Raw genomic sequence first — 26,825 nt, forward strand, 5'->3', positions numbered from 1 at the left:
TATGGCCTTGGACTTTCCCTTTAGCATCGACTCGCGCGGGCGCAGTGCCGAGGTCTACGCCGATCTGCAGGTGCGGGACATGATCGAGCAGGTGCTGTTCACCGTGCCGGGCGAGCGGGTGAACCGTCCGGACTTCGGCTGCGGCCTGCTGCAATTGGTGTTTGCGCCCAACAGTGATGCCCTCGCTGCCGCCGTGCAGATGACCGTGCAAGGCTCGCTGCAACAGTGGCTGGGGGAGCTGATCGAGGTCGAGGCGGTGACGGTCGAAAACCTTGATGCACGCCTCGGCGTGACGGTGCAGTACGTCATGCGCCGGGATCGCCAGCGGCACCTGGCAACCTTCAGCCGAGGGCTTGGGCCATGAAACGCCAGTTTTTGTCCGACAACCGCCATCGCCTGCAATTGCTGCGTGACCTTGAGCCGCCAAGCCTCAATGGTATCGACTACCTGGAAGTGGTGTCCCTGGATCAGCGCAAGCTGCGCGTGGTGTTCGTCAATCCGTTGGCCGGCATCACCGTGGCCCACTGCCGGATCGAGGGTGGCGTGCGCATCACGCCTGTGCGCGTCGAGAGCCTGAGCATCACCGGCAATCAGCTCGATATGACCGTGGACCAGGCCGGGGATTTCTCCTGGTATCGCTTTGTCTTGATCAACCCCTCGGCTCCCGAGGACCCGCCGCCGGGCTTCGACCCTTGCCTGTCGAGCATCCGCTTCAGTTTCAAGGCGCAGTGCCCGTCCGAGTTCGATTGTGCCGAGGAGCAACTGTGCCCGCCGCAGGTGCCGGCGGAGCCGCTGCTGGATTACCTGGCCAAGGATTACGCGAGCTTTCGCCGGTTGATGCTGGACCGGATGGGGCAGCTGATTCCTGGCTTTCACGAGCGCAATCCGGCGGATTTTTCCGTGGCCCTGGTGGAAATGCTGGCGCATATCGGCGATCAGCTCAGCTATTACCAGGATGCAGTCGCCACCGAAGCGTACCTGGGCACCGCCCGCCGCCGCGTCTCCCTGCGCCGGCATGCACGGCTGCTGGACTACCCCATCCACGACGGCTGCAACAGTCGGGTCTTCGTCAGCCTGAGCGTCACCGCCCAGGCCGACGGCCAGGCGTTGGCCGCGGGTACGCGACTGTTGACCCGCACCGCCATGCCCGGGGTCGTATTGACGGAAAGCGAGTTCAACGCCCTGCCTGACGGCGCCACCCAGGTCTTCGAAACGATGCACCCGTTGCCCTTGCAATCCGCCCATAACCGCATTGATATCCATCATTGGGGCGAGCCGGATTTCTGTCTGGGCAAAGGCGCGCAGGAGGCCGCCCTGATTGACGATCCGCCGCTGAGCTTGCAGGCGGGCATGCTGCTGATCCTCGAAGAAGTGCTGAGCCCCGTGACCGGTCGTGCGCCGGATGCCGACCGCTCCCACCGGCATGCGGTGCGCCTGATCGAGGTCAAGCCGGGGTACGACGCGCTGACCGACACGCCGTTGCAGCTGATCCGCTGGCATGCCGAGGACGCGTTGCCGTTCCCGTTGTGCATCAGCACGCGGATCCAGCGGTCCGGTGTCAGCGAGACCTTCAGGGTCGCCCGGGCTTGCGCCAATGTGGTCTTGGCCGATCACGGCCTGACCCGCGACGATGAGTCGTTGCTGCCGGACGCAGTGCCGACTGCCGGTCACTACCGCCCACGCCTGCGCGAGCCTGGCATCGTCTATGCCCAGCCTTATGAACCCGACCCGACGCGCTCCGCCAGCGGCACTTTGCATCAGGACCCCCGGCAAGCCCGTCCGTCCGGCATGCTGCTGCGCGAAGACGATCCCGGACAGTATGGCGACCAACCCAAAGCCGGTGCCAGCCACTGGCTGCCGCGGCGCGATCTGCTGGGCAGTGACCGCTTCGCCCAGGCGTTCGTGGTGGAGACTGAAGCCGATGGCCTTGCCCACCTGCGCTTTGGCGACAACCGCTTCGGCATGCAACCGCAACCTCATACCCGCCTGTTGGCCAGCTACCGCCAAGGCGGTGGCAGCGTCGGCAACGTCGGCGCCGAGAGCATCACCCAGGTGGTCTGCACCGACCCGCTGGTCAAGGACTTCATCGAAACCCTGCGCAACCCGTTGCCGGCACGCGGCGGCGCGGAACCGGAGAGCGTCGATGCGATCAAGCTGTTTGCCCCGCAGGCATTTCGCACCCAGGAACGGGCGGTCACCGAAGCCGATTACGCCCGGGTCGCCGAGCGTCATGCGCAGGTGCAACGGGCCGCGGCCCGGCTGCGCTGGACCGGCAGTTGGTACACCCTGTTCATCAGCCTCGACCGCAAGGGCGGCAAGCCGCTGGATGCGCCGTTTCGCGAGGAAATGCTGCGCCACCTGGAACGCTACCGGCTGGCCGGCTATGACCTGGACCTCAGCGAGCCGATCTATGCCCCGCTGGATATTCAGCTGGACGTCTGCGTAGTGCCGGGCCACTTTGCCGCGACGGTCAAGCTCGGCCTGCTCAAGCGCCTGGGCAGCGGCGAAGACGGGCTGGGCCGGCCCGGCTTCTTTCATCCCGATCACTTCAGCTTCGGCCAGGGCCTGGCACTCTCCGCCCTGATGGAGGCGGCGCATTCGGTGACCGGCGTGGCCTCGCTCCAGGTCAAGGTGTTCCAGCGCTGGGGCAAAACCCCTGATCAGGAAATAGCGCAGGGCTTGATCAGTGCCGCGCCGCTGGAAGTGCTGCGTCTGGATAACGATCCCAATTTCCCTGAAAACGGCCGGCTGCTGCTGACGATGCAAGGTGGCTTATGAGCAATGGCGAACAATGCGGCTGCTGCGCCGGGATCAAGGTGCTGACGCCGGTCGACGAACTGACCCCCCCAGGGCAGACGACGTTGCACTATCGGGTCGGCACCCATGGGCGCTTTCGCGAGAGCCAGCTGGCGCGCCTGTCCGGCCAGCCGCAGCTGCTCGGGCTGAGCACCCGCGATGCCGATGATCCGGCACTGGCGTTGCTCGATGCCTGGGCCGGCGTGCTCGATGTGCTGAGTTTTTATCAGGAGCGCATCGCCAACGAGGGCTTTCTGCGCACCGCCACGGAGCGGCGTTCGGTATTGGAACTGGGACGCTCGATCGGCTACGAGCTGCACCCCGGCGTGGCGGCCTCGACGTTCCTGGCTTTTTCCCTGGAGACCGCGCCGGGCGCGCCCTTGGTCGCGCGGATCGACGCCGGGAACAAGAGCCAGAGCATTCCCGGGCAAGACGAACAGGCCCAGGTTTTCGAAACACTCGAGCCGTTGAACGCGCGCGCCGCCTGGAATGCCTTGCGCCTGCAGGCCCAGGAAGAGGTGCCGCCCTACTGGGGCGCACGCACCCTGTATCTGAAGGGGCAGAACACCCGTTTGCAAGCGGGCGACCCGCTGCTGGTCGTCGGCGACGAACGCCTGAAAAATCCCGGCAGCGAAAACTGGGACCTGCGCCGCGTTGCACGCCTGCAAGTGATTGCGCCGGTGGAGCCGAGCGCCGACCCGCTGGCCGGCTACACGGTCGTGACACTCGACCGGCCACTGGGTGAGGCCGTGCCCCACGTCGAGCCGGCCAAGGCCAACCCACGCTGTTTTGCCCTGCGAACCAAAGCCGCGCTGTTCGGCCAGGCGGCGCCGGACTGGCGGGCGATGCCGCGCAGTCTGCGGGCAAGCTACCTGGGCCTGGACGATGAGGAACAGGCGAACATCAGCCTGCACGGCCAGTGGCCAGGCTTTACCCTGGCCGATGTGTCCGATCCACCGACCCGCCAGGCCACTGGCAGCGGTCTGTATGGCGAGTATTTCGAAGGCATCGACCTCAAGACACGCAAGCTCAGCCGCACCGACGCCACGGTGGATTTCGACTGGGGCAGCGCCAGCCCCGACCCGACGTTGACCGTCGATACCTTCTCGGTGCGCTGGAGCGGCTGGCTGCAAATTCCCGAGAGCGGCACCTACAGCTTTTTCGTCACCGCCGACGATGGCGTGCGGCTGTGGCTCGGCGGCCAGTTGCTGATCAATCAATGGCAGGTGCAGGGCGCCACTGAATTCAGCGCGACCCTGCGCGAACTCAAGGCCGGGCAAAAGCTCGACCTGCGCCTGGAATACTTCGAGAACACCGGTGCCGCCGTGGTCCAGTTGCGCTGGCAGGGCCCGGGCATCGCCAGACAGATCATCCCCCAGAGTCGGCTCTACCCCCGGGACGTACACAGCGTGCACCTGGATGCCAGCTATCCGCGGCTGGTCACGGGCAGTTGGCTGGTGTTGGCGCTGCCCGATTATCAAGAGCTGTACCAGATCCTCGACAGCCGCGAGGATGCCCGCGCCGCCTTCACCCTCAGCAGCAAGACCACCCGCCTGAGCCTGCGTGGCGAACAGCTGCGCGAGCTGTTCGATCAACGTCTGCGCGAGACCACGGCCTACGGCGAATCCATCGAGCTGCCGTGGGCGACCCGGCCCAGGTCCGGGTTGCTCGGCGGTCATGTGCTGACCCTGGATGAGCTGCAACCGGAGCTGGAAGCGGGTCGCTGGCTGTCGGTCAGCGGCTACACCTTGCCGGACGTGGCGCAAAATGCGGCGGCGCGTCAGCGGCTGTTGGCCAAGGACCCGCTGGTGGCGGTGGAGATCGCCAGGGACGGCCGGGTCGCCAGCCTGTCCTTCACCGATGGCGCACGCCATGAAGTGCTGCTGGGCTTCGCCAGCGAAGTGCGACGCCTGCAACGCAATGACAGCAGCGGCCCGCGCTCGCGCCTGGAGCTTGAGAGCGATCTGCAGCATGCCTATCTGCCGCTGAGTGTGCGGATCAATGCCAATGTGGCGCCGGCCAGTCACGGCGACAGCCAGCAGATGCAGGTTCAGCCGCAAATCCTCGGTAGCGGCGACGCCAGCCAGGCCTTCCAACGCTTCCTGCTGCTGCAGAAACCACTGACCTATATTTCCTCACCGACCCCGTCGGGCATCCAGAGCACGCTGCAAGTGCGTGTCGAGGGTGTGCGCTGGCGCGAGGCGCCGCACCTGGGTGAGCTTGGCCCGCAAGACCGTGCCTATCTGTTGCGCCGGGGCGATGATGGTCGGGTCACCGTGCAATTCGGTGACGGCGTGCACGGCAGCCGCCTGCCCACGGGGCAGATGAATGTGCAGGCGTTCTATCGCGTCGGCATCGGTGCGGCCGGCAACCTTGGCAGCGGGCGGATCAGCCTGCTGATGTCCCGTCCGCTGGGGGTCAAGGATGTGATCAACCCGGTACCGGCGGCAGGCGGCGTCGACCCCGAAGATCGCGACAGGGCTCGGCAGAGCGCACCACTGAGCGTACGAACCCTGGACCGCATCGTTTCGCTGCGGGATTTCGAAGACTTTGCCGCAGCCTTCGTCGGCGTCGGCAAGGCCCAGGCGGTGTGGTTGTGGGATGGCGAGCGGCGACTGGTGCACCTGACGGTGAGTGGGGCAGGGGGCGTCGGCATCGATCCCGGCACGGCGCTTTACCGCAACCTGGCAGCGGCCATCGACGCGGTGCGCCCGGCCCACCAGCCGCTCAGGCTGGCGTCCGGTGCGGTGCTGCGTTTCGGTGTGACGGCCAAGGTCCGGATCCACCCGGACTATCAGAGCGCGGCGGTCCTGAGCGCCGTGCGCAGCGCCCTGGAACAGGCTTTCGGGTTTGCGGCACGGTCCTATGGGCAACCCGTCAGCGGCAGCGAAGTACTGGCGGTGATGCAGCGGGTGCCGGGTGTGGAGCGGGTGGATCTGGATAGCCTGCAGTCCGACGACGGCCTGTCCAGCAGTCATGTGGCAGGGCCGGATGGCCGGCTGCGCGCCCGCGGTGCCCGGTGGCAGAGCCAGCAGATACTGGCGGCACAACTGCTGTTGCTGGACCCGACCGCCGTCACGTTGACGGAGCTTGGCCCATGAGCATTGACGCCGAATTCCTGATGGCACGGTTGCCGGCCTTCTACCGTGAGCGCGATGCCGAAATGGGCGGGCCGCTGCGGGCGCTGCTGGAAGTCATCGCCGAGCAGGGCGCAGTGCTGGAGGAGGACATCACCCGGCTCTACGACAACTGGTTTATCGAAACCTGTGACGACTGGCTGGTGCCCTATATCGGCGACCTGCTGGGTGTGCGCGGTCTGTACCCGGTCAGCGGCACCCCGGCGTTCGGCCTGCGCGCCTATGTGGCCAACAGCCTGCGCCTGCGACGTCGCAAGGGGACGCTGCCGGTGCTGGAACAACTGGCATTCGACACCACCGGCTGGCGCGCACGGGCGGTGGAATTTTTCGAACTGCTGGGCACCACCCAATACCTCGATCACCGCCGCCCGCACAGCGTGCGCACGCCGAACCTGCGTGAGGCCGCGCAACTGGAGCGGGTCGACGGCCCCTTCGACCGCAGCGCCCATACGGTGGAGGTGCGCTCGCTTCCGGCCGGGCGCTACAACATTGCCAACGTCGGTCTCTATCTCTGGCGCTTGCAGGCCTATGCGCTGCAACGCGCCAGGGCCCGGGCCATGACCAGCCTGGAGGGCTTTTACAGTTTCGATGCCCTGGGACGCGACGTCGCCGAGCCGCTGTTGCGCGGCGAGGGCCTGCTGTTCAACCGGCCGCGCACCGAGCAGGAAATCACTCACCTGGCGCAACCGGAAAACGTGCCGGAGCCGCTCTCGCGGCGCTTGCTGCACGACGAACTGACGGCGCTGCGTCAGGCGCTGACCGATGGCGAGACCCCCAGCCCGGTGTACTTTCCCCTCGATCGGGAGGAGGAAGGTGGCCCGGTACTGCGGATCTGGCTGGACGGTGTAGAAGTGCCGCCGGAACACCTGCTGGTGTGCAACCTGTCGCCCTTGCCCGGTGTGGTGCCGGAGGAATGGCGGCGACCACCGGCCAGCGTGACGGTGAAATCGAGCAAGACCGGTCAGCCGGACCACACCTTTCCCGGTGCTGCCCAGCAGTTTCTGGTGGGCTTCGACCCGGTCCTGGGACGTATCGCCTTGCCGGCCGGCACGAGCGCGACCCGGGTGGAAGTCGCCTACAGTTATGGCTTTCCCGGCGATGTCGGCGCCGGCCCCTACGACCGGCGCCCGGTGCGGCGCGACGATGAGCCGTTGCAGGGCCTGCTCGACCCGGCGGATTTCGAGGTACGGCTGCGAGTCCCCGGCGACCACGCGACCCTGGCCGATGCGCTGGCGGCGGTCATTGCCGGGACCCGTACACTGATCTATCTGCTGGACGACGGGACCCAGGAACTGACCCCTGATCTCGACCTGCCCGATACGCACCTGGCCATTGAAGCCGCCAACCAGCGGCGGCCGGTTTTGCTCGGCGACTGGCGTTTAGGCGGCAACCTCAACACCCGGCTCAGCCTGTCCGGGCTGCTGCTGGACGGGCAGCTGCGCCTGCACGGCGCGCTGGGCGAGGCGAATCTGCGCTATTGCAGCCTGACGCCGGGCAAGGGCGGTATTCGCCACACCGGCAGCGGCAGCCAGCTCTGGCTGCGCCTGACCCATTGCCTGTGCGGGCCGTTGCGGGTGAGCAAGGCCATCGCCGGGGTCGAAGGGCGCAACAGTGTGTTCGATAACGGCGATGCCATGGCGTTCGAATTGCCGGACACGCGCCTGCAACTCGATCGCTGCACCATCTTCGGCGCCAGCGCGGCCGGGGAACTGGAAGCCAGCAACAGTCTGTTCAGCGCCGAATTGAAGATCGCCCGACGCCAGGAAGGCTGCGTGCGCTTTTGCTATGTGCCGCCGGGCTCGCAGACGCCACGTCGCTATCGCTGCCTGCCGGACCTGGTGACCCAGGGGCTGCCGACCGCCGAGGCGAAGAGCGAACGGGTGCGGGTAACGCCAGCCTTCACCTCGGTGAGTTTCAACCATTGGGCTTATGCCCAGCTGCGCCTTTCAAGTGCTCAAGAACTGCGCACCGGCGCCGAGGATGGCGCCGAAATGGGCGTCTGGAATCTGCTGCAACAACCACAGCGCGAGGCCAACCTGCGTCAGGCCTTGGACGAATACCTGCGCTTCGGCCTGGAGGCCGGGGTGATCTTCGTCAACTGACTGGACGCGCATAACGGGCCAGGAATACCAATATGAAAGCCGATCTCACACGCAGCACCGACAAACAGGACCAGCACTACCGCGCGGTACGCATGCAGCAGGGGCGGGTGCAGCTGGATGCGGACTGGAACGAGCAGCAGGACATTCTCAATCGCCGGATCGAAAGTGAAACCGTCGATACCGTCGGCCATAGCGGCGGTCCTTTGGCCAACCCGGGTTTTCTGCTGACCGGCAACGGCAAGAACATCGGTATCGGTGTCGGCCGCTACTACGTCGAAGGCTTGCTTTGCGAAAACGCCAACCCGGTGACGGCGACCAGCCAGCCGCACTTGCCGGGCAACGCCTCACCGGTGCTGCCGGCCAATGCCACCCTGTTGCCACTGCCGCCAGCGAACGCGCCACCGCTTGGCGAGATCAAGGTCTACGACAACAACGCAACGCCCATCGACCCCCCGGACGGGCTCTACCTTGGCTATCTCGAAGCCTGGCTGCGGCATGTCACAGCCCTGGAAGACCCGCTGATTCGCGAAGTCGCCCTCGGCGGGCCCGACAGCGCGACCCGTGACCAACTGCTGTGGCAGGTCAAGCTACTGCGTGCCGGTGACATCGGCGCCAACCTCGACTGCCTGAGCGCGTTGCCGGCCTGGACCGCCCTGACCACGGCAACCGATGGCAAGCTGGCGGCCCGCGCCGAACCCGGCACGCCGCCCAAGGACCCCTGCCTGCTGGCGCCGGAAGCAGGCTACCGGCGCCTGGAAAACCAGTTGTATCGCGTCGAGATCCACGACGACGGCAGTCTTTCAGCCGACCGGCGCTATAAATGGTCGCGTGACAACGGCAGTATCGTGACCCGCGTAACCCGTTGGCTGGGCGAGCCGATGGCGGACGAGTTCGAGGTCGCCAGCATCGGCCGGGATGCCTATCTTGCGATCACGGTCGGTTGCTGGCTGGAATTCTTCGACGACACCTTCGAGCTGCTCGGCCGGCCCGGAACCCTGGTCCAGGTGCTCAAGACCGAAGGCAACCTGGTCACCCTGGATCTGGCCAGCGCCACCGGGCCGCTGGACAAGGCACTCTACCTGAACAACCCACGCGTACGGCGCTGGGAGGGGTGGGCGAAACTGTCCCCGGTGGCCGCCAACCTCAACAGCGGCTGGGTCGAGCTCGAGGATGGCGTCGAGATCAAATTCATCCCCGGCACCTACCGCGTCGGGGATTTCTGGACCATTCCCGCACGTACCGCTACCGCGGACATCGAGTGGCCGATGGCGGCCAACAAACCCGCCTTCCAGGCACCCCAAGGCGTGTTGCGCGCCTTCACCCGACTGGCGTTGCTCAACTGTCAGGCCGGGGTCTGGAGCACCTTGTCCGACTGTCGCCAGCTGTTTCCGGCGTTGACCGAGCTGACCAACCTTTATTACGTCGGTGGCGACGGCCAGGAGGTGATGCCCAACCCGTTGGCCCTGCAAAACCTGCCGTTGCCCAGCCCTCTGGAAGTCGCGGTGTTCAACGGCAAGTTCCCGGTCGCCGGGGCCGAGGTCAGCTTCAGCGTCAGTCACGGCACGCTGCCCAACGGCACCGATACCCAGATCATCGCCACTGGCGCGGACGGTATCGCCGGCGCCACCTGGAGCCTGGCACCCGGCGTGCTGAACCAGACCTGCACGGCGCAATTGCTCGAAGCCGGCCAGGCAGCGACCGGCAAGTACAACGTCCTGCATTTCTCCGCCAGCCTGTCCGTGGCGGCACAGGTCGCCTATGACCCGGCGAAGTGTGCCGACATGGCCGCCCAGGGCATTCATACCGTACAGGACGCCCTCGACGCGCTCTGTCAAAAATCTCACGGTGGTGGTTGCTGCTCCAGTGTCGGTATCGGTGGCGAGTTCGAGACCCTCGACGTCGCGCTCAAAGTGTTGCTCGAACAGGGCAAGCGCGACATCTGCCTGTGCCTGCTCACAGGCGAACACCGCCTGGCCGACAGCATCGACCTGGTCGCGCCGGATGGCACCCATCTCTTCATCCACGGCAGCGGCCCCGCCAGCCGGCTGGTGCTGCGCAATCAGGAATTCAACTTCTTCGATTTCGCTTCCCTGACGTTTGTGGATTTCGACATCATCGCGTCAGGCGACAACCCGGGCTTGCGTTTCCAAGGCTGTCAGCAATTAAGCATGCAGCGGATGCGCCTGTCGGGGCTGACGGTGCCCGGCATCAGCCTGGTTCAGATCGCAGACGCTCAGCGCATCGACCTGAGCGCTTGCCTGATCAATGCCTACTCGTCGAGTGGGCCGCAACACGCCCGGGAGCTGCTGGATGCCATCCCCTTGCTCGTCCCCCTGGAGAATGCGTTGAATACCGACGAGGGCGAACTTTTTGCGGCGATCCCGAGCAAGGTGCTCGACGTCCTGGCAGCGTACAGCGCGGCTCAGCGCAAGGCTTTCGGGCAACAGGTGGACCGCCTTCAATTGGTCCTCAACACCCATGAACTGTTGGCATTGTCGACGCTGCGCGGGGACATCCAGACCGGAGCGAGCCAACGCCGGCTCGCACTCTCACTGGATCGGTTGCGCACTGAGTTGCTGCTCAACCGCACCGGCTTCGCCCTGGCCCTCGCCGATGCCGATGCCGACACCTTGCTGGCGGACAACCAGATCAACGGCCGCGTGTCCCTGTACGGCGAGGCCAAGAGTGACGAAGCGCTGGACCTCGATCTGCTGAAGAACCTGGGCGTCGCGTTGCGCCGGGGCCGCGTCCGACTCGACCCCGGCAATGGCGACCTACGCCTGCGCAATAACCGCTTACGCGAGTTGCGCCTGGGCGATGAGAGGCTGGAGCGTTTGCGACAACTGGCCGGCGCACCCGACGGAGGCGTAATTGAAGGCTGCTATCGCAGCCTGCTGGCGGACGCCAACACACTGGTGCGCACGGAAAACCTGCTGCTGGCGATGAATCTGGCCCTGAGCCAGAACCCGCTGAGCGACAGCGGTCCGATCGCTGCGTGTATCGCCTCCCAAGGCAAGTACATCGGCAACTTCACCCGAGAATCTACCCTGTATCTGCTGGGTCACGATGCGGGCCAACAAATTGCCAATGCAGGGTTGCATTTTATCGAGCTGTAGTGGCCATCGCCATGGGCATTGACCCGCACAGCGAGGATCTGATGACGCGCAGCTGCGGGTGTGCATTGCGCGCGCCATCGCAAATTTTTTCCCACACGTCCAGTGCCATCCAGATACCCATGCTTGCGCAAATCAGGCCTCGCAGGGGTTACGAGACTGTCGCGGCGTGACGATAGGCCGTTCTGGACGCATGGTGCGCGGTGCGTACCAGCAACAGCACAGCGCCAATCACCGGCAGGCTCACCAGCATCAGTGCGTAACGCAACGACTCCTGGCCAAACAGCGGCAGTAGCATGTCGCTGAACAAGCCGGTTATCAGTGGCCCGATGCCGACCCCGAGCAGGGTACTGACGATGGTCTGCAGGGCCATGGCGGTGCCGCGTCGATTGGCCGGCACCAGTTGGGTGACGAGGTTGTAGGACGGGGCGAGCCACCAGACGGCAAAGAAGGAATAGAGCGCGGCCCAGAGCATTGCGGTCGGAACAGGTACATCGCCCAAGCGCACCAGCAGGGCATCGGACCAGAGCAGATAAGGGGTCAGCGCGGCGAGGGCCGCCAGATGGCCCAACATGGGAATGGAAATCTGCCAGTGTGGGTGACGGCGGCACAGGCGGTCACTTAACCAACCGCTCAACAGGCCACCGATCCCGGCCGAGATACCGCAGATCACCCCGACCAGTAGCCCGGCGTGTTGCAGTGACAGGCCGTGGGAGCGCACCAGGAAGCTGGTGTTCCACATGCCGATGGCGTAGGAGCTGAGCGTGGCCAGGCCGCCCGCGAGGATCAGGCACCGGTAGGCCGGCAACGCCCACAGCTTGCGGGCTTCGGCACCCATACCCAGCAGTGGAGAGGGCGAGTGGGCGTGGGGCGCGAGGTCCCAACGGCCACGCTGCGGTTCGCGCACGAAAAAGGTCAGGACCGCGCAAAACACCAGGGCCGGCATGCCAATGGCGATAAACCCGCTGCGCCAGCCATAGTGTTCCACCACCCAGGCCCCGAGACTCAAACCGATGATCGAGGAAAACGTCGGTGCCGCGGTAAAACAACTGATTGCGAATGAGCGTCGCTGTGGGGGATACAGGTCAGCGATCAACGACAGCGAGGCCGAGGTCGTCGGCGATTCACTGACCGCCACCAGCATTCGCGCGATGGCCAGCGCAATGAAGCTGCCGGCCAGTCCGCAGGCCATTGTCGCCACGGCCCAGAGCAGACACGACATGGCCAGCAGACGGGTGCGCGGCATGCGGTCCACCAGCCTTCCCGCCGGCAGGCCCAAGAGGGCGTACACCGCCGCGAACGCCAGGCCGGAGATCAACCCGATGGCGGTATCGCTGACCCCGAATTCGGCTTTGATCGGTTCGATCATCACCGCGAGTATCTGTCGTCCGACGAAGTTGTCGGCAAACACCATGGCCAGCAGCATCAGCAAACCGTGGCTCCCCCAACCAACCCTGGCGGGGGGCAGCATGCCCGAGGCCACGTTCATCGCGGGGCCCACAGATCCGGCAAGCCGGGATCACTCACGACAATCAGGCGCTTGAGCAATACCTTCAAGGCTTGTGCATCGGCGGTGCCGAGCTTGGCCGAGAGGTCCTCTTCCACCGCCTTGGCCAGCGCCAGTTGATGCAACGAAACCTCGCGGCCCTGGGCGGTGAGGACGAAACGCAGTGACGCTGCCGAGCCCTCGAACGCCACCAGGCGCTGGTTTTCGAGAAAACGCATGCTGGCCAGCGTGACTTCACGACCGGTGTAGGTCACGAAGGTATTGATTTCCTCAAGGTTCAGGTTGTCGCGGATACACAAAATCGACAGGATAAAAAACGCCTGTTCGTCCAGGTGCTGATTACTCAGCATCTGCCGCAGGGCATTGAGGACCTGGTAGTGTCCGCGCCCCAAAAGGTAACCGAGCAGATCCTCGGTGTAACTGCACTCGGGGGGCGGCGGCGTGGTGGCCAGGCGCAGTTCGCTGCGTGGCTTGCGGGTCGCCAATGCATATTGGCCACTCTGGAACGCCAGCGGCGCGCGGTCGCTGTGATCGAAGGCGAGGACTTCACCGACAAAAATCACGTGGTCGCCGCCTTCATACTGGAATGCGGTGCGGCATTGAAAACGTGCCGTGCAATCTTGCAGCAGCGGCGCCCCGCTGACGCCGTTGTCCAGCTTGATTTCAGAGAACTTGTCCTCGCCCTGGGTGGCGAAACGTCCCGACAGTGCTTCCTGTTCGGTGGACAACACGTGGACGTTCCAGTGTTTGCCGCTGGTGAAGACCGGCAAGCTGCGGGCCTGCTTGGACAGGCTCCAGAGCACCATCGGCGGATTGAGCGACACCGAGTTGAAACTGTTGGCCGTGATACCCACGGGTGAGCCGTCTTCGGTCTGGGTGGTGATGATGGTGACCCCGGTGGTAAAGGTGCCGAGTGCGGCACGAAAAGCCTGGGGATCGAAACTGACGTTTTGCGTTGCCATGACTGGCCTCATGGGGTGGGATTTTCGTAGGGCCAGTATTGGTCGCATCACGCGGTTGAACATCGTCTCAACGGACTAACAGATTTGCTCGATACTCGTCCGATCGGACGAGGCGTCGCGCGGGGTGTACGGCTAGGGTGGCGGCAAGCGCATCGGGCGCTTCCCGGCCATGGGGCCAGTACCAGCAAGGGGACACGAATGAGTTCATTCACATCATCCGTCCAAGGGCTCACCAGTCTGTTATCCCGGCAAAAAAGCGCATTCGCCAGCGCCGGTCTGGTGAGCGCCGACACCCGCCGACGCCGACTCCAGCAAGTCATCGATCTGTTGGTCCGCCACCATGGCGCGTTGACCGAGGCGATCGACCTGGATTTCGGTGGTCGGCCTGCCGGTTTCTCGTTGATGAATGACGTGCTGGGCGCCCTGGCCTCGCTCAAATATGCGCGTGACCATCTGCAGGACTGGATGCAGGATGATCCGCGTGCGCCTTTTGCGCCTTACGATCAGCTCGGCGCCAAGGCGTGGGTGATGCACCAACCCAAGGGTACGGTGGGCATTCTCGGTACCTGGAACGCGCCTTTGTTTACCCTGTTCAGCCCCTTGGCCTCGGTGCTGGCCGCGGGCAACCGGGCCATCCTCAAGCCGTCGGACGTGGTGCCACGGACGGCCGAGTTGGTGGCGCGGCTGTTCGCTGAACACCTCGACCCGCTGGAGATCGGCGTCGTCACCGGCGACGTGGAGCTGGCCGAAGCCTTCAGCGCCCAACCGTTTGATCACCTGGTGTACACCGGCAGTACCGCGACGGGGCGGCTGGTCATGCGCAATGCCGCACTGAACCTGGTACCGGTGACGCTGGAGCTGGGAGGCAAGTCGCCGGTCATCGTCTCCGGCAGCGCCGACCTCAAAAAAGCCGCTTTCAGCATCGCCGTGGGGAAAGCCTGCAATGGCGGGCAAATCTGTATCAATCCGGATTTGGTGTACGTGCCCAAGGCACTGCTTGAACCCTTCCTTGAAGCCCTGCGCGCCACCTACAGCGAACTCAATCCGTCGGTGGCCGGCAACCCGGACGTGGTGGCGGTGGTCAACCAGCGGCACCTGGACCGGGTCGAAGGTTACGTGCTGGACGCCCAGGCCCGCGGCGCACGCATCGAGTGCCTGCCCGAACCCCTGGCGCCGAATGCCGAGGACCGGCGCCGGCCCCTGCGCGTGGTGGTCGACCCGGCGCCGGACAGTGTGATCATGCGTGAAGAAATCTTCGGCCCCGCCATGGTCGTGCTCACCTACGAAAACCTCGACCAGGTCATTGACGATATCAATGGTCGTCCACGCCCGCTGGCGCTGTATTACTTCGGCAAAGACCCCGAACAGCAGCGCTACGTGCTCGAGCGCACCGTGTCCGGCGGGGTGACCGTCAACGATGTGATGATGCACGCGGCGATGCACGATGCGCCGTTTGGCGGAGTCGGCGCCTCGGGCATGGGCCATTACCATGGTCACGAAGGGTTTCTCGAGTTCAGCCACCAGCGCACGGTGTTCAAGGCGCCGGAGCATGACCCGCGCCGCGAATGGGGGCTCTTGCCGCCGTATGGCGAACACTTTTTGGCGGCCATGCTGGCCAACGTGACCTCATAACAATAATCGACAGGGCGCGACAATCGCTATGAAAACCAACGAACACCCACCGATGACTGCCTCGACAACCACCTTGTCCAACGAGCCGCCGACCGGCTGGCCGCGGCGCAGTGTGCTCAAGGCAGGTGCCCTGGTCGCGGGAATCGGATTGCTGGGACGTTTTGCCGATGCCCGTGCGGCGGGTCTGTCGGCCAGTGACTACCAAGGGCTGGACGCCTGGGCCATGAGTCAGGCAATTCGCAGCGGCGAGCTGCAGTCCGAAGACCTGCTGGCGGCGGCGCTAGCTCGCTGCCAGGCGGTGAATCCCCGGGTCAAGGCAGTGAACATGCTGCATGAGGCCTACGCCCGCACGCTGTTATCCCAACGCCGTTCCGCCGGTACTCAAACCCAAGGGGCACTGGCCGGCGTGCCGGTGCTGATCAAAGACCTCAATACCTACCTGGAAGGCACCTCGACCAGCAATGGTTGCCGGCTGTTCAAGGACGCCCCGCCAGCGGCCCGGACCAGCACCCTGATCAGTCGTTATGAGCGTGCTGGCGCCGTGCCCTTCGGCAAGACGACCTGTCCCGAGTTCGGCTTGACCACCACCACTGAATCTATGCTGTGGGGGCAGACGTGCAACCCGTGGAACCTGGCCATGAGCGCGGGTGGTTCCTCTGGCGGCGCAGCAGCGGCCGTGGCCGCCGGGATCGTGCCTGTGGCCCATGCCACCGACGGTGGCGGCTCGATCCGCATTCCTGCCTCGTATTGCGGTCTGGTGGGGCTCAAGCCCAGCCGTTATCGCACGCCGAGCGGGCCGGCGCATTTCGAGGGCTGGTTTGGCGCCAGCGTCGGCAATGTGGTCTCGCGCACCGTGCGCGATACCGCGCTGTTTCTCGATGCCGGCCAGGGCCATGAAGCGGGCAGTGCCTACTGGATCCCGCCGCTGGTACGGCCGTATGTTGAAGAATTGCAGCGCGAGCCGGGCAAGTTGCGTGTCGCCGTGGTTCGCCAGTCATTGACCGGCGCGGCGTTGGAACCGGCGATTGCCGCCACGCTGGAGCAGACCATCAAGCAATTGCTGGGATTGGGGCATGAAGTCGAAGAACTGACGCTGAACATCGATCCACGCCAGCTGTTCGGTGCGCATGGCACAGTGATCGGCACCGCCTTGCGCACCGCGATTCACGACCGCGAACAGGTGTTGGGGCGGGCCGCCACGGCGCAGGATCTGGAGAAAATCACCCTGGTCAACCTGGAACGTGCCCAGGCCACCACGGGTGAAGGCCTCTATCGCGCCCGTCAGTCATTCGAAAGTATTGGCGCAACCATGGAGCAGCCGTTCGAACGCTTCGACGTGATCCTGTCGCCGGTCACCGCCAACCTGACACCGCAACTGGGCCTGCTGACGCTGGACCAATCCTGGGACAGCTATGCCCACCACGCCATGGGTAGCGCCGGCTTCACCGTGCTGGCCAACGTCAGCGGCCAACCGGCCATCTCGCTGCCGTTGGGCCAGAGTGATAGCGGCCTGCCGGTGGGCATGATGTTCACCGCCCGCCTGGGAGGTGAAGACGGTCTGCTGCGCCTGGCCAGTCAACTGGAGCAGGATCGTCCCTGGGCCGCCAGACGCGCCGTCCTCTGACAGCACTTGCCTGGCCCTTTCGGCCGGTTGTTCCAGCTTTATGAGCAACTGGCATCGGGCCGGGCTTCTAGTCCGCTTTGACGATGAGCCCGGCCCCTGCAGCCCCGATCATGGGCTGCACTCCGCCAGCATTCGCGCAGCGTCGTCGGCGGTTATTTCTGACCTCAGCTAATGGCATAACAACAATGACGGCTCAAGTTCAGTCTCAGACCCACTACGATGTGATTGTCGTTGGTTCGGGTGCAGGTGCAATGACGTCGGCGGTGTTCCTCGCCGATCACGGTTTCAGTGTGCTGATCGTCGAAAAAAGCGACAAGTACGGCGGCACCTCGGCGATCTCCGGCGGCGGTATCTGGATCCCCAACAACCACTATTTCGCCAAGCTGAACGGCAACGACACTTACGCAACAGCCTTGCGTTATCTGCAAGCCGCGGCGGGCGAACATGTCGATGAAACCCGGCTGCGCACCTATCTGGACAATGCGCCGAAGATGATCGAAGAGCTTGCCCAGACCAGTCGGGTACGCTACGCGGTGGCCGCCAAATACCCCGACTATTACCCGCACCTGCCGGGCGCGCTGCCCGGCGGCAGAACCCTGGATCCGGAGTTCTTCGATACCAGCCTGTTGGGCGACGAACTGGACAACCTGCGTAAACCTTCGCCGTCGACCTTGCTCATGGGCTGCATCGCCTGGACCGCCCGGGATGCGCACAAGGTCATGGCGCGTGGTTTTGGCTGGCGCCTGCTGATCATGGGCCTGATGCTGCGTTACAAACTCGATTTCAAATGGCGCCGCAAAAGCAAGATCGACCGCCGGGCGTCCCTGGGCAGCTCGCTGGTGGCATCGCTGCGGCGCTCGCTGATGGACCGCAACGTGCCGCTCTGGCTCAACACCGATTTTGCCGGCTTGCTCACCAAGGACGGCCGTGTCAGCGGCGTCAGCGTGCGGCGTAACGGTGCCGAGGTGCAACTGCACGCGCGCCACGGGGTGATCCTGGCGTCCGGTGGTTTTGAACAGAACCAGGCACTGCGTGAAAAATACTTGCCGCAACCGACCCGCATGGCCTGGAGTGCGACACCTCCGGGCAACAACACCGGTGCCGCGCTGGAGGCCGGGCTGGCTCAGGGGGCGGCCACCGCATTGATGGATTGGGCCTGGTGGGCGCCGACCATCGCCGTACCGGGCGAGGAAAAACCCCGGGGGATCTTCGCCGAGCGCGCATTCCCCGGCGCCATCGTGGTCAACAGCCTGGGCCGGCGCTTCGTCAACGAGGCCGCGCCGTATCTGGAGTTCGTCGATGCGATGTACCGCGACAACGGGCTCACGGGTGGCAAGTCGGTGCCGGCCTGGGTGATTTTCGATGGCCATTTCCGTTTCAACTACGCGATGGGGCCGTTGATGCCGGGCCAGATCATGCCCGACAGCCGCTTGCGCAAGGAATGGCTGAACACCCTGTACTGGAAGGACGACACCCTGGCCGGGCTGGCCAGACAGATCGGCGTCGATGCCGCCGGCCTCGAAGCCACCGTGGTCAAGGTCAACGAGTATGCGCGCACGGGCAAGGATCCGGACTTCGGGCGCGGCGGCAACGTATTCGACCGTTATTACGGCGACAGCAATATCAAGCCCAACCCGTGCCTGGCGCCATTGCGCAAAGGCGCGTACTACGCCATGCGTCTTGATGCCGGGGACATCGGCACCAAGGGCGGCCTGCTGACCAACGAACATGCGCAAGTGGTCCGTGAAGACGGCGCCGCCATCGCTGGCCTGTACGCGATCGGCAACTGCTCGGCGTCGGTGATGGGCACCAGCTATCCAGGCGCGGGCGGCACACTGGGGCCGGCGATGACCTTCGCCTATGTCGCCGCCAACCACTTGGCCAGCCAGCGATAGGAGGGTGTATGGCGACGTTCGATGACAGTTTCTACACGCCGATCCAGACACCTTTGCAAGTCGCCGACAGCAGCGCGTTGCTGTGGGACGAGCACTGCGATGTATTGGTTATAGGGTGGGGTGCGGCCGGGGCCTGCTCGGCACTGGAGGCCCGCGCCCTGGGTGCCAATGTCTTGATTGCCGACCGATTCACCGGTGGCGGTGCCAGTGCCAAGAGTGGCGGGGTGGTCTACGCCGGTGGCGGTACCCGCCATCAGCAGGCGGCAGGGTTCAGCGACACGCCCGAAGCCATGTTTGACTACCTCAAGCATGAAACCCAAAACGTGATCAGCGACGACACCCTGCGGCGCTTCTGCGCCGACAGCGTCAGCAACCTCGACTGGCTGGAAAGCCACGGTGCGCCCTATGGCCACCAGATGCCACCGGGCGGCAAGACTTCGTACCCGCCTGACGGCTACTTTCTCTATTACTCCGGCAACGAACTGGTGCCGCAGCATGGTGGCCCGCTGCCACCGGCACCACGGGGTCATCGCACCGTGGGCAAGGGCCAGTGCGGCGCGGTGCTGTATGCACATCTCAAGGACGCGTGCCTGCGCGCCGGGGCCCGGCCGTTGCTGCAGGCGGCAGCCAAACGCCTGGTGGTTGATGCGCAGGGGCGGGTGGTGGGTGCCGAGATGTGGTGCATGACCCCCGGCACCCCGCAAGCGGAGTTGCATGCGCGCCTGGCCGCTCGCGCCGAGCGTTTACAGAATTTCGCCGCGGGTTACTGCAACAAGCTGCGTCAGCGGATCGGTCAGCTCGAGCGGGATTTCGCCCGGCCACGTCTGGTTCACGCCCGGAACGGTGTGATCCTCAGTACCGGCGGTTTCATTTTCAATCGCGAACTGATCAAGCGACATGCGCCGAAATTCCTGCGCAATTTCAAGGTCGGGGCCACAGGCTGTGACGGCAGCGGCCTGCGCCTGGGGACCAGCGTCGGTGGTCAGGGCGCTGGATTGGAGCGGGTGTCCGCCTGGCGGTTCCTCAACCCGCCGTACAGTTGGCACAAAGGCATCGTGGTCAATCGCGAGGGCCGGCGCTTCTGCAATGAAGAAGTCTACGGCGCCACCCTGGGCCAACCCTTGATGGAAGAGCAGGGCGGCAAAGCGTGGCTGGTGCTGGATGCGCCGTTGCGCAAGAAGGCCCTCCGCGAGGCATTGTTTGGCGGCTATTGGTGGTTTCAAAGCTTGCCCGCCCTGGTCCTGATGCTGTTCAAGGTGCGCAAGGGCAAGAGCCTGAGCGAATTGGCCAATGCGACGGGCATGGACCCTGCCGTACTGCGTGCCTCGATGCTGGCGGCCAACGCAGCCGCCCGTGGCGAGGCGCCGGAGCCGTTCGGCAAATCGCCGGGCGGGCGTCAAGTGCTCGATCAGGGGCCGTTTTATGCCTGCGACATTTCCGTGACCAATCCGGTCTTTCCACTGGGTGCCTTGACCCTCGGCGGGTTGCGCGTGGACGAGGGCAACGGCGCGGTGCTCGACGGGCAGGGCCAGGCAATACCCGGCCTGTATGCCGCGGGGCGCACCGCGCTGGGCATTCCTTCGCACCTCTACATCAGCGGTTTATCCCTGGCAGACTGCGTGTTCTCCGGGCGTCGTGCCGGAGCGGCCGCGGCCCGGTTCATGGATCAACAGCTGCAGCCGACCCTCGCACAAGAGACGACATGATGACGAGCAACCACAACAACAAAGCCGGCCGGGTTCACGGCAAGGTCGCGCTGGTCACCGGCGGCGCCAAGGGGATCGGCGCTGCCAGCGTGCGGGTGCTGGCGGCTGAAGGGGCCCAGGTGCTGATCAGCGACCTGGACGTCGAGGCAGGCCAGGCACTGGCGGCTGAAATCGGGCCGGCTGCAGCCTTTATCCGCCACGACGTCAGCAGCGAAGACGCATGGCGCCAGGTCATCGACCATGTGCGCGAGCGCTACGGTCGTCTGGATATCCTGGTCAACAATGCCGGCATCCTGATGGCCGGCTCGATTGAAGAAACCAGTCTGCAGGCGTGGCAAAAGGTGATGCAGGTGAATGCCGACAGTGTGTTTCTGGGCTGTCGCGAAGGCATCGCGCTGATGAAGGGCAGCGGTGGTTCGATCATCAACCTGTCGTCCGTCGCGGCCCTGGCCGGGCGTGACGACTACCTGGCTTACAGCGCCTCCAAGGGCGCGGTGGCGGCATTGTCGCGTTCGGTGGCGGCGCTTTGCCGGCGGCGCAGATACCGCATCCGCTGCAACACGCTGCACCCCGATGGCGTGCTCACCGACATGACCCGTGGCAGCCTCCCCGAAGGCGTCGACCCGGAGCGCATGACCATCGACAGCGACCCGATGAACCGCATGTGCCGGCCCGAGGACGTGGCGGCCAGCGTGCTGTTCCTGGCCAGCGATGAAGCCCGGGCGATCAATGGTGTCGAGTTGCGCATTGATAGCGGGCAGATGGTGATGAGTATCTAGCGGCCGTTGCCACCCCATTCCACCGCGCCCCACCCTGTAGGAGCCAGGCTTGCCGGCGAACCGGACGCTCACATTCTTCTATTTCAAAAGTGCTGATACCGGCATCAACACAGCACCCCACAGCCCAGCCGCAGCACCGCCGCCACTGAAGATGAATTGCGGTCCAACACCACGTGCAATCGCCTGCGTCCCCGCAGCGATGGCTAGCCAAGGTGACGCGCAGCCTGGATGCCCCAACATTGCATCCAGGTTGCACAATCCCGTCTTATTGACTGGCATAGGGACTTCACTCAATACGCTCGCAAAATCGACAGCCCGTTGCGCGTCGATACCCACTCGCCAAACCCGCTCGATCGATGTCGACTCAAGCGGTACCCAATCCAGGGCCTGCCGCGCAGCGTAAAGCAGGTCATCGGGCGTGGGCTTGCGCTCCTGCTCCGGGCGATGAATATAGGCTATCGGCGCTAGTGTGGTTTGCGTCAGACGGTTGCCAAACAACAAGCCGACGGCAGCTTCCGCCGTGCCTTCAGGCTGCTGCGGCGCAAACTGCACGGCCAACACCAACAGCAACGCCCGATCGCCAATACGCTGGTCGAGCCACTGGTCCAGTGCAGCCAGTCCGCTGCCATCGACGGGTTCTATGCACTGGCGAATGCCGGATTCGCGCCATGCCTGTCGCCAGACTCGGCGCCATTGCTTGTCCGGCAAACCGATGTCCGTGTCCAGCAATAGGGCCAGCGGTTGATCATCAGGCAACTGCGCTAAAGTGGGCGCCAGGTTGGCGAGCGTCTGCGCCCATATGCTCAGCAATATTGCTTCCGGATTTTCATCTGCGTCGCAGGATAAACAACTATGGCGCAGCGTTGCTCCATCCAACCTGGACGCTTGTGACTTCAGCGCCATCGTCCCACTCAGCAAAACCTCAAGCTGTGTTGCCGGTTCATCCTCAGGTTGTCGAAGCGCAGTCTGCAAGCTGACTGCCAACACCTGTTGCGAGCGACGCCCCTGACGAATCTTGCGGATCATGTCTACTTCGCGAGCTTCATCCCAACCATCGGCAGCACCTTGTTGGCCGACGTGCAACAGCACCCGCCCGAATCCCAGCACGCACCAAACGAGGATTGGAATGCTTAAGGCCATACGCCAGAAATCCGAAGGCCGCTGGAGTAACGTTTTGTCGCCGAACAACAGCGTCCCTCCTGCGCCCAGCAAACAAAACAGCAACAACAGGCCGAGCCAAAGTAAAAATCGAGGTCGTTGAGGGCGCAGTGCGAGAGGAGGAATTTTATCCAGTCTGATTGGCATGACGCACCTTACTCGCCGAAAAATTTATAGACTTACATTGGGCCCATTTCGTAATTATCTTTACTTTTGCTTGGTATGAAACTTTGCACCATCCGGCCATCGAATCCTCCACTAAAACACTGTCCCCCTTGATTAAATACGTCTTGCTTGAATTCTGTAGCAACGGCTCCGAACCGCCATCATAAAGAAATGTTTTCTCCAAAATGGAGCCTTTGATTTTTTTTTCAGTGACGATGGTTTGAAACAAGGGAGAACCAACCGCCGCCTCAACACTTTTTTGATCTTTGTACGGGTAAACGTACGTTGATCGTCCTTGCCCATCGACAGTATCCCCACCTAAATCAAAAAAACGAGTGCGCTTCTGATCGAGAACTAGAGCATCTCCCTCCCGTCTAATGACACTAACATTGTAGATGTTACCTACCGAATCCCACGATCTTGGCGCTTCCATGCGATGGATAACAAAGAGCATTTCTTCGGCCGCCCCAGCAACTGGAAGAAAAAATGCGTCGGTGATTGCTCCTGCGGTACCCGCGTATGGAAACTCATAAACAAGCTTTGGGTTTTCAGATGAAATAACTGAATAAAGGGAAATCCCATCTGGGTCGCGGGAGTACTTCCCTTCGTTTTTCACACTAACCCTAGTATAGGCAAAACACGCTTTGATCCCATGCACATCTAAAAAATTATAGGCTTCCCGAGGACCAATGCCGCTGCACTCTTCATAACCCGCAATAGCTGTTGACCCAAGCAAGCAGCCAAAAACTATTAGCCCAATCATTCTTCGCAAGCCCATAAGCATCACCTCAACCTAAACTTACGATAATTCAATCATCTGTATCGGATATTTCTGTTTGGCCAAGCTCTATCGTTTGTATGCCTCGATATGCATCGTCAGTTAAGTAGTTTTTGCCAGGAAGATTGCAGTCTTTATTAAAAACCTTCTCGCCTTGTTTTCTGGCAACGACTTTGTAGCTAAAGGAGTTTAGGCGCTCGAATGAATAAAGGTACTTGCCTTTTGTAAAACGGAGAGCGGCTCCGCTAATTTCAGAATTTCTCGAGTTGTAAATTGTAAATATTTCTTTTGGAGGTATTTTTTGTTCTGGGTATTGCATTTCTACGATTGCTGGACCAACACCGTAGGACGGTTTTCCAAAGCGGTACTGTACATAGCCACTGTCAGGGGATGTATTCGACTTTGCGCAAATGGAAGCGACTTTCCCTACATAGTCGTATTGATCCAAGCTAGTATTGAAGGCGCAGCTGATATAGATATCCTCTCCTTTCTCGCACATCGTAGTATTTATATCCACGTACGGGTCTTTTGCCCAAGATTTAAAATTTATGAAAAATGTTGCAGCCAAACAAAAAATAAGTATTTTTTTCAATTCAATGTCCCTCTTCTTAACAGCTCAACAAAGTTCTCTCTTCTGTCTGGGTAGCTCTCTGTATGTTTATTTACGATGGCGGTTATTGAGTCCACTACCTCCGGAGCGCTACCTGAATCTGCTATTTCATATAGCTTATTGCTCAGCCAAAAACTTGCGGCTGATCGAACCGCATATTTCATTTCAAGTAAAAGGTCAGGATCTGCAACAAAGTCAGGATGATCATTCGGCCATTGCGCCGAAAATTTTGAGTGCCAACGTTGAAATAACGTGTAATTGTGCAGTCCTGTCAGCTGTTTCAGACCTCGCCCTCTATACTTCCACCCATCACCGCTTGAAATTCCTCGGTTGCCGAGTTCGGTGCGACCCCCATATGCCCCATTGGCGATAGCCTCATAATCGGAGCGTGTCATAGGCAGGCCGTTTTCTTTGATTTTTCCAGTCCGTACTTTATAACCATGTCGCCTTGCTTCTTCCGGGTTGTTCCTGAAGTAGCGAAATAAGTTAATTAACGCATCGGCCTCATAGGAAAAATCCTCATCTACCGATAAATCCACTCCCGTTTCTTGTTGGATTTGCGCAAAAAAGTGAGTTCTTCGCAATGGCGTATCTAGTTTGAAGAAATCGATGTTTGCGTTTAACTCGTCGGCGATTTTTTGCAAATCGCCATATCGACCTTCGCTGAGTTTCGGATAAATACTTCTCATGACCTTAAGGGAAAATTTAAATCGGTTACCACTAAAAATCCCCATCAGCCCAATCGGATGAAAGTGATATGCACTTCCCCAAGAAGGCAACCCCACCTTTTCCGCAACATCCTTCCACCACGCCATTTCTGCGATCCGCTGCTTCTCCGCCAGCCAATTCAAGTGCGGCGTCGAGCCGCTATGGCCGAGCAACTCATCCAGTGCGTCCCATACCTTCGGCTGGTGGAACCACTCGCTTTCCTTGTAAAGGATCATCTGCGAAATCGACTGCGCATGAGCCGGCAGTTGAAGTGCCGCTTGCAGTTCAGTGGCCGTCATCTTGCCGTCGCGGTTGCGATCGATGATCTCGTACAACCGGCTTTTCATCGGCCCCTTGTCGTCTTTTTCGGCAATGGGGCGGTAACGCTCGCGTTGCGCGTCGCTGACGCCGTCGGTGGCGCTGAGAAAAGAGGCCAGCAGGTGTTTGGGTCGGCTGTAGTCGATGATGACGTCATAGCCTTCCCAATCCCACGGACTGACCCAAGGCGTTACACCTATCTCTTCACACACCCAGCCATCGAGAAGTTTGTTATTGGCGTCGTGAAGCAAGTTTTCCAGGCGATACCAGGTACGAGCTTTGCGCGTCGGGCTCGCGGGCACCTGGATTTTTCGGTCTGTTGGCAGATCGTCGAGCAACTTCTTTGGGACCAGCAAGTCGGCAGCACTGAGCGGGCTGGAAGCACTCGACATCTGCAATTGTGCCGCGGTGGTATTGCCTTCAGGCGGCACCACGGGAGTGCCCTTGGCGAGTTTCAGCCAGGTTCGGTCTTTCTTCGGAAGGAGCAGGGCCCAATCCCGACTGTCGTCGATGAACGCCTCGACGTCATCACCACTGAACGTTTCCAGGTGCAGCTTCTTTTCCGGCTCACTCGCGCCGCCGTCCTGATACAGGCCGAGGTGGCCGATCAAGTCTCCAGCCTTGATCGCGATGGGCTCATCAAGCACCACTACCTGATCTGACGCTGCCGGCTCAATGGCACCGTCAAGCGTATCAAAATGCACATACTGGTTGATGCGTTCGAGCTTGCGAAACTCGCCTTCGCCACTGACCGTGACTTCCGATTCAACCGGTAAATCAAAAATGACGTTATCAGCAATCAGCGGTTCGGCTCGGACGTTGACTGTCTTCTTCGACGAACTGATGCGCGTCACTTTGCGGTCTGGGTGTTTGAGCACCTGAGTAGAGAGATAGCCCTTGATCGAGCCATCGGGGTTGAGCAGTTTGGCCGGTCCCAGGCTGCTCTCCAGCTTGCGAAATTGTCCGGTGCCGCTGATGGTCACCTCGGCGCCTCGCGGCAGAAAATCGATGACCTGGCCATGCCACTTGTTGAGCACTTTCAGACCGCGCTGCTCAGGCCGACCGGGGAGGACGTCATTCGCCGTCTGTTTGACGCGAAAGGTCGGTCGCTCGGGCCAGAATGCCGGGCGAGCGATGGTCGAATCCTCGATGTACTTCTCCCAATCCTGCAAATGCATGTAGAGGCTGTAAAAAGTCAGGCTCGGTGGAGTGTCCGGATTGCCATCGATCTTCGGCGCTTGAAGACGATGGCGGACCAGCACGAAGTTGCGCGAGAAGGGTTTCCTGGCGGTGATCTCGTGGACGTAGCAGGTCGTCGGCGATTTGTGGTCGATGCGGTAAGCCACCACTTCGCCGTCGGCCAGGCAGTGCACGCTGGATTGCTTCAGGCCCACGGCGGTACCGCTGTCGAAATGCACACCACCGTGCCACAAGCCATTGCGGCCCAAGGGGTAGTAACCGGCGGTGGCGTTGGCCAGGTGGGTCAGTTGCTGCAATGGGTCGCGCCTGTCCTTGAGCGGGTGGCACCAGTTTTTCAGCGGCGGCAAGTCGTCGGTTTTCGGGGCCGTTGGTGGGGGGATGGGCTGGGTGTCGCGCGTTGGCCAAACCGGAGGCATTGCCCTGGGGGTGCTTGAGTCGTAGTGGCGTCCAAAAATCCAGTCGAGCAGCTTCGCCATGGCGAGTACGTTCCTTGTAACGAAAGGGGGGCAGGCAGCGAAACGGTCAGCTTCAGGGGATGGCCGACGCTCAGGCATAAGGGGATTTTTATGACCATCCGCGTGCCAAGGCTCGCAAGCTTTTACGAAGTCGGTCGAGGTGGAAATAGGGCGTTTCTG

General features: G+C 62.4%; 16 protein-coding genes. 10 read left to right on the top strand and 6 right to left on the bottom strand.

Annotation, left to right across the window (positions count from 1 at the left end; all coding sequences use genetic code 11):
- Position 1: 1 nt before the first annotated feature.
- The 5 genes from PMA3_RS11535 to PMA3_RS11555 are packed head-to-tail and all read left to right on the top strand — an operon-like array spanning position 2 to position 11,151.
- A complete protein-coding gene (locus PMA3_RS11535) occupies positions 2-364 on the top strand; it encodes a GPW/gp25 family protein (RefSeq protein ID WP_064677270.1) in 363 nt (120 codons plus the stop codon).
- Positions 361-2,778, top strand: coding sequence for a baseplate J/gp47 family protein (locus PMA3_RS11540; protein WP_064677271.1), 2,418 nt, complete (start codon positions 361-363; stop codon positions 2,776-2,778). Before PMA3_RS11535 ends, PMA3_RS11540 begins: the two co-directional genes overlap by 4 nt.
- On the top strand, positions 2,775-5,897 hold the full coding sequence (locus PMA3_RS11545; protein ID WP_064677272.1) for a putative baseplate assembly protein: 3,123 nt from the start codon (positions 2,775-2,777) through the stop codon (positions 5,895-5,897). Before PMA3_RS11540 ends, PMA3_RS11545 begins: the two co-directional genes overlap by 4 nt.
- Complete coding sequence (locus PMA3_RS11550) at positions 5,894-8,035, top strand: hypothetical protein (RefSeq protein ID WP_064677273.1); 2,142 nt, start codon at positions 5,894-5,896, stop codon at positions 8,033-8,035. The genes PMA3_RS11545 and PMA3_RS11550 overlap by 4 nt, the downstream gene beginning before the upstream one ends.
- Positions 8,036-8,067: 32 nt before the next feature.
- Positions 8,068-11,151: an Ig-like domain-containing protein gene (locus tag PMA3_RS11555; RefSeq protein WP_064677274.1), complete on the top strand. Its 3,084-nt coding sequence runs from the start codon at positions 8,068-8,070 to the stop codon at positions 11,149-11,151.
- A 148-nt stretch (positions 11,152-11,299) separates the two neighbouring features.
- Here the strand turns inward: PMA3_RS11555 and PMA3_RS11560 are convergent, their stop codons facing one another.
- Both PMA3_RS11560 and PMA3_RS11565 read right to left on the bottom strand, forming a co-directional pair.
- Positions 11,300-12,574 carry a spinster family MFS transporter gene (locus PMA3_RS11560; RefSeq protein WP_420848690.1) on the bottom strand — a complete coding sequence of 425 codons (1,275 nt, stop codon included), beginning with the start codon at positions 12,572-12,574 and terminating at the stop codon, positions 11,300-11,302.
- A 59-nt stretch (positions 12,575-12,633) separates the two neighbouring features.
- Positions 12,634-13,617: a flavin reductase family protein gene (locus PMA3_RS11565; RefSeq protein ID WP_064677276.1), complete on the bottom strand. Its 984-nt coding sequence runs from the start codon at positions 13,615-13,617 to the stop codon at positions 12,634-12,636.
- 198 nt (positions 13,618-13,815) lie between these two features.
- Here PMA3_RS11565 and PMA3_RS11570 point away from each other — a divergent pair, with 198 nt between their 5' ends.
- The 5 genes from PMA3_RS11570 to PMA3_RS11590 all read left to right on the top strand — a co-directional run bounded on the left by PMA3_RS11570 (position 13,816) and on the right by PMA3_RS11590 (position 21,253).
- Positions 13,816-15,249 carry a coniferyl aldehyde dehydrogenase gene (locus PMA3_RS11570; RefSeq protein WP_064677277.1) on the top strand — a complete coding sequence of 478 codons (1,434 nt, stop codon included), beginning with the start codon at positions 13,816-13,818 and terminating at the stop codon, positions 15,247-15,249.
- Positions 15,250-15,301: 52 nt separating this feature from the next.
- Positions 15,302-16,873 (top strand): amidase, encoded by a 1,572-nt coding sequence (locus PMA3_RS11575; protein WP_064677278.1) that lies wholly within the window; start codon positions 15,302-15,304, stop codon positions 16,871-16,873.
- Between the two features lie 185 nt (positions 16,874-17,058).
- On the top strand, positions 17,059-18,768 hold the full coding sequence (locus tag PMA3_RS11580) for an FAD-dependent oxidoreductase (protein WP_064677279.1): 1,710 nt from the start codon (positions 17,059-17,061) through the stop codon (positions 18,766-18,768).
- A gap of 8 nt (positions 18,769-18,776) precedes the next feature.
- Positions 18,777-20,474, top strand: coding sequence for an FAD-binding protein (locus PMA3_RS11585; protein ID WP_064677280.1), 1,698 nt, complete (start codon positions 18,777-18,779; stop codon positions 20,472-20,474).
- Positions 20,471-21,253 (top strand): SDR family oxidoreductase, encoded by a 783-nt coding sequence (locus PMA3_RS11590; protein WP_064677281.1) that lies wholly within the window; start codon positions 20,471-20,473, stop codon positions 21,251-21,253. Before PMA3_RS11585 ends, PMA3_RS11590 begins: the two co-directional genes overlap by 4 nt.
- A gap of 78 nt (positions 21,254-21,331) precedes the next feature.
- On the opposite strand, the gene PMA3_RS11595 is transcribed toward PMA3_RS11590, so the two are convergent.
- The 4 genes from PMA3_RS11595 to PMA3_RS33060 are packed head-to-tail and all read right to left on the bottom strand — an operon-like array spanning position 21,332 to position 26,666.
- Complete coding sequence (locus PMA3_RS11595; RefSeq protein WP_064677282.1) at positions 21,332-22,558, bottom strand: hypothetical protein; 1,227 nt, start codon at positions 22,556-22,558, stop codon at positions 21,332-21,334.
- Entirely contained in the window at positions 22,539-23,354 is an 816-nt protein-coding gene (locus PMA3_RS11600) for a hypothetical protein (RefSeq protein WP_152032255.1), read from the bottom strand. The genes PMA3_RS11595 and PMA3_RS11600 overlap by 20 nt, the downstream gene beginning before the upstream one ends.
- A gap of 31 nt (positions 23,355-23,385) precedes the next feature.
- On the bottom strand, positions 23,386-23,946 hold the full coding sequence (locus tag PMA3_RS32475) for a hypothetical protein (protein WP_152032256.1): 561 nt from the start codon (positions 23,944-23,946) through the stop codon (positions 23,386-23,388).
- On the bottom strand, positions 23,943-26,666 hold the full coding sequence (locus PMA3_RS33060; protein ID WP_064677284.1) for a glycoside hydrolase family 19 protein: 2,724 nt from the start codon (positions 26,664-26,666) through the stop codon (positions 23,943-23,945). Before PMA3_RS33060 ends, PMA3_RS32475 begins: the two co-directional genes overlap by 4 nt.
- Between the last annotated feature and the right edge of the window lie 159 nt (positions 26,667-26,825).

Origin of the sequence: Pseudomonas silesiensis, from assembly GCF_001661075.1 — a bacterium.
Taxonomy (GTDB): domain Bacteria; phylum Pseudomonadota; class Gammaproteobacteria; order Pseudomonadales; family Pseudomonadaceae; genus Aquipseudomonas; species Aquipseudomonas silesiensis.